Genomic DNA, 4554 nt, shown 5'->3' with positions numbered 1-4554 from the left:
CCCCCCCCGGCGCTGGGGTCCCCGGGCGGGTCTGGGCCCCCGCGCCCCCGCCCCCCCCCGGCGCCCGCCCCCGGGGGGGTACCCACCCGGGCGCCCGCGTCTCGGGCGTGGACGAGGACGCGGTCGCGGCCGCACTTCCCGCTGATACCTCGTCGCACGACGTCGTCGTCGCCCTGGCCCGTGCCAAGGCTGTCGACGTCGCCGCGTCGATTCCCGAACTCGCCGCCGACTGTGTCGTCGTCGGCTGCGATTCCATGCTGCTCGTCGACGGGCGGCTCCAGGGCAAACCGCACACCCCCGAGGTGGCGCGGGCCCGCTGGGCCGAGATGGCGGGCCGCAGCGCCGACCTGCTCACCGGCCATTGCGTGCTGCGGCTGCGCGATGGCGCCGTCGTCGCGGAATCGGCAGAGTGCAGCGGCACCACCGTGCATTTCGCGAAGCCGGCGCCGGACGAGCTCGACGCCTATATCGCCACCGGTGAGCCGTTGCAGGTCGCCGGGGCGTTCACCCTGGACGGGCTGGGCGGCTGGTTCGTGGACCGGATCGAGGGCGACCCGTCCAGCGTCATCGGGATCGGGCTACCGCTGCTGCGCAGGCTGCTCGAAGATGTCGGTGTCGGTGTCACGCAGCTGTGGCGGGACACGGGGGCCTGAGGGCGCGATCACCGGCTCGTCGGCCCCGGCGGGCACACCGGGCGCCGCGGCGCAGTTCTCGGCGCCGAGGGTGAGTTCCAGCCGGGCCTGGCACAGCTCCGGTTCGACGAAGGGGTGCAGCCGCACGTCGACGCGGCCGCGGGCGCCGTTGCGGTCGAGGACTTCCCGCATGAGCCCCATGTGTACTCCGCACACCACCTCGGAGTGCGAGCGGGCCAGTTCGCGCAGCGGGCACGCGGTGAGCGTGATCTGCACGTGTTCGGGCGTCTCGCCGACCGGGTCCTTCTCCGGGGCGAAACCGAGTTCTGACATCAGCGACATCGTGATGTCCCTGGCGTCGGCCAGCGTCTCGACCGGATGCGCGCCGATGTCCATCCGCGCGCCCCAGGCGCGGCCGGCGGCGATCGCGGCGGCGGAGCGGGTGATCGGATCGGGTCCGAGGTGGTCGGCGAGGACCTGGGCGAGTTCCTGATAACCCACCGAACGCTGGACGGCGCGGTAGCCGATGCGCGGGCGGCCACGGCCGCGCGGGGGTTGCTGGAACTGGCGGACCAGCGATTCACGGGTGAGCACATCGAGGTGGAATCGGACGGTGGTGACGTGCTGTCCGGTGATCCTGGCCAGTTCCTGGGCATCGAGGGGCTCGGTCGCGCCACGTAGGATCGCGAGCAGTCGCCGCCGCGGCCAAGAATCGGACATAGCTCACCCCTCCTCTCCAGAGACTTTATCGGACGGCCCTGCGCTTTATTCGACCATTGTGTCGATTCGTGATGTGCCACCACAGACATACCATCGGGTGCGACGAGAACACACTGTCGCACCCGCCCAATACTCTCGCGTGAAGGACCACACCGTGCCCGTCGCCCCGGATCCGCACCCCGCCTTCGGTTCCTACGCAGTCCCGCATCGATTGGTAACCACGGAATGGCTCTCCGCAAACATCGGAGTGCCCGGGGTGAAGATCATCGAGTCCAACGATGACATCCTGCTCTACGACATCGGCCATGTCCCGGGAGCGGTCAAGATCGACTGGCGTGGCGACCTGAGCGACCCGGTGACCCGCGATTACGTCGACGGCCCGCGCTTCACCGAACTGATGCGCGCCAAGGGCATCCGGCGCGAGGACACCGTGGTGATCTACGGCGACCGCGGCAACGCCCAGGCCGCCCACACCGCCTGGATCTTCACCCTCTTCGGCCACGAGGACGTGCGCCTGCTCGACGGTGGCCGCGACGCCTGGATCTCGGAGGAGCGCGACACCACCTTCGACCTGCCCCTCCTCGCGCCCAGCGACTACCCCCTCGTCGCCCGCGACGACTCGCTCGCGCGCGCGTTCCGTGACGATGTGCTCGCCCGGCTGGGTGCCCCGCTGGTCGACGTGCGCTCGGCACAGGAGTACTCCGGCGAGCTCGAGGACAAGCCGCTCGATCAGGAGTACGCCGCGCTGCGCGGCGGGCACATCCCGTCGGCGGTGAACATCCCGTGGACCTCCGCCTGCGGGCCCGACGGCCGTTTCCGCAGCCGGGCCGAGCTCGACGCGGTCTACGGCGCGCTGCCCGCCGAGGATCTGGTCGTCTACAGCCGCGTCGGTGAACGCTCCAGCCACACCTGGTTCGTCCTGGCCTTTCTGCTCGGTCGCAGGTCGGTGCGCAATTACGACGGATCCTGGATCGAATGGGGGAATTCGGTGCGGCTGCCCATCACGCGCGGCGCCGAACCGGGGCAGCCATAGCCGGATCAATTGAAACGTGTTCACAGTCCAGCGCGGCGAGTAGTGTGACCTGCGACCTACTCGACAGTAGGGCTAGCCGAGTGCGGGCCGAATTGGCACACTGCCTACACTCGCCCGAGACGAAAGTTGTCGATACCGGGCACGGGGCCTACACGGCGACCCGTCCCCCGAAGCGACCAAAGATTGCACACAGGAGGCTCAGTGCCCAGCCATGCCAGCGCACGGATCACGAAGGTACTCGTAGCTAACCGCGGCGAGATCGCGGTCCGCGTGATCCGGGCTGCCAAGGACGCGGGGATCACCAGCGTCGCGGTGTACGCCGAGCCCGATGCCGACGCTCCCTTCGTGAAGCTCGCCGACGAGGCGTTCGCCCTCGGCGGTCAGACCTCGGCGGAGTCGTACCTCGTGTTCGACAAGATCCTCGACGCCGCCGCCAAGTCCGGCGCCGACGCCATCCACCCGGGTTACGGCTTCCTCTCCGAGAACGCCGACTTCGCCCAGGCCGTCCTCGACGCCGGGCTGATCTGGATCGGCCCCTCGCCGCAGTCCATCCGCGACCTGGGCGACAAGGTCACCGCGCGCCACATCGCCGAGCGGGCGCAGGCCCCGATGGCGGCGGGTACCAAGGACCCGGTCAAGAACGCCGACGAGGTCGTCGCCTTCGCCAAGGAGTACGGCGTCCCGGTCGCCATCAAGGCCGCCTTCGGTGGCGGTGGCCGCGGCATGAAGGTCGCCCACACCATCGAGGAGATCCCCGAGCTGTTCGAGTCGGCGACCCGCGAGGCCGTGGCCGCCTTCGGTCGCGGCGAGTGCTTCGTCGAGCAGTACCTGGACAAGGCCCGCCACGTCGAAGCCCAGGTCATCGCCGACCAGCACGGCAACGTCGTCGTCGCCGGTACCCGCGACTGCTCGCTGCAGCGCCGCTTCCAGAAGCTCGTCGAGGAGGCGCCCGCGCCGTTCCTGTCCGACGAGGTCCGGGCCAAGATCCACGAGTCGGCCAAGCGCATCTGCCGCGAGGCGGGCTACTACGGCGCGGGCACCGTGGAGTACCTGGTGCAGGGCGAGACCGTGTCCTTCCTCGAGGTGAACACCCGCCTGCAGGTCGAGCACCCGGTCACCGAGGAGACTGCGGGCATCGACCTGGTGCGTCAGCAGTTCCGCATCGCCAACGGCGAGGAGCTGACCATCAAGGAGGACCCCACCCCGCGCGGGCACTCGTTCGAGTTCCGGATCAACGGCGAGGACGCCGGTCGCGGCTTCCTGCCCGCCCCCGGCCCGGTCAGCGTCTACCGCGAGCCCTCGGGCCCCGGCGTGCGCGTCGACTCCGGCGTGGTGGCAGGCAGCGTCATCGGCGGTCAGTTCGACTCGATGCTGGCCAAGCTGATCGTCACCGGCGAGAACCGTGAGCAGGCCCTGCAGCGCGCCCGTCGCGCGCTGGCCGAGTTCGAGGTCGACGGCCTGGCCACGGTCATCCCGTTCCACCGCGCCATCGTCGAGGACCCGGCGTTCATCGGTGACGGCGAGAAGTTCGACGTCTACACCAAGTGGATCGAAACCGAGTGGAAGAACACCGTCGAGCCGTTCACGGCCGGTGGCGTCGCCGAGGACGAGGACGAGGACCTGCCCCGGCAGAAGGTCGTCGTCGAGGTCGGCGGCCGTCGCGTCGAGGTGTCGCTGCCCGGTCAGTTCACCCTCGGTGGCGGTGCGGCCGGTTCGGCCGGCAACGGCGCGGGCGTCATCCGCAAGAAGCCGAAGGCGCGCAAGCGCGGCGGCGCCGGTGCCGGTGCGGCCTCCGGTGACGCGGTCACCGCGCCCATGCAGGGCACCGTGGTGAAGGTCGCCGTCGAAGAGGGGCAGACCGTCGAGGCGGGCGACCTGATCGTGGTGCTCGAGGCCATGAAGATGGAGAACCCGGTCAACGCGCACAAGGCCGGTGTCGTCACCGGGCTCAGCGTCGAGGCGGGCGCCGCCATCACCCAGGGCACCGTCCTGGCGGAGATCAAGTAAGCACAGCGCGGGAGAACGGGGGGCGGGGGGCCAAAACCCCCCCCCCCCCAAAGAAAACCCCCCCAAAACCCCCCCCCCCCGGGGGGGAAGTGGGGAGAATAAAACCCCCCCCCCCCCCCCCCCCCCCCCCCCGCGGGGGAGATGGTGGGGGGGGACACCCAG

4 protein-coding genes are annotated in these 4554 nt (G+C 70.3%); 3 read left to right on the top strand and 1 reads right to left on the bottom strand.

Going from position 1 to position 4554, the window contains the following annotated elements; genetic code table 11:
- Positions 1 to 653: Maf family protein (locus tag QH270_RS24650; protein ID WP_280346463.1), on the top strand; the 653-nt coding region annotated here is incomplete at its 5' end.
- Here the strand turns inward: QH270_RS24650 and QH270_RS24645 are convergent.
- Positions 579 to 1352 (bottom strand): helix-turn-helix transcriptional regulator, encoded by a 774-nt coding sequence (locus QH270_RS24645; RefSeq protein ID WP_280346462.1) that lies wholly within the window; start codon positions 1350 to 1352, stop codon positions 579 to 581. The two genes, QH270_RS24650 and QH270_RS24645, sit on opposite strands and share 75 nt — an antisense overlap.
- 154 nt (positions 1353 to 1506) lie before the next feature.
- Between QH270_RS24645 and QH270_RS24640 the strand changes: the two genes are divergently transcribed.
- Positions 1507 to 2385 carry a sulfurtransferase gene (locus QH270_RS24640; protein WP_280346464.1) on the top strand — a complete coding sequence of 293 codons (879 nt, stop codon included), beginning with the start codon at positions 1507 to 1509 and terminating at the stop codon, positions 2383 to 2385.
- Between the two features lie 201 nt (positions 2386 to 2586).
- Complete coding sequence (locus QH270_RS24635; RefSeq protein WP_280346461.1) at positions 2587 to 4392, top strand: acetyl/propionyl/methylcrotonyl-CoA carboxylase subunit alpha; 1806 nt, start codon at positions 2587 to 2589, stop codon at positions 4390 to 4392.
- The last annotated feature ends 162 nt before the right edge of the window (positions 4393 to 4554 follow it).

Origin of the sequence: Nocardia neocaledoniensis (genome assembly GCF_029868625.1) — a bacterium.
Lineage (GTDB): Bacteria > Actinomycetota > Actinomycetes > Mycobacteriales > Mycobacteriaceae > Nocardia > Nocardia neocaledoniensis_A.
The sequence above is the reverse complement of the archived record's forward strand: the minus strand, read 5'-3'. Positions and strand labels throughout refer to the sequence as shown.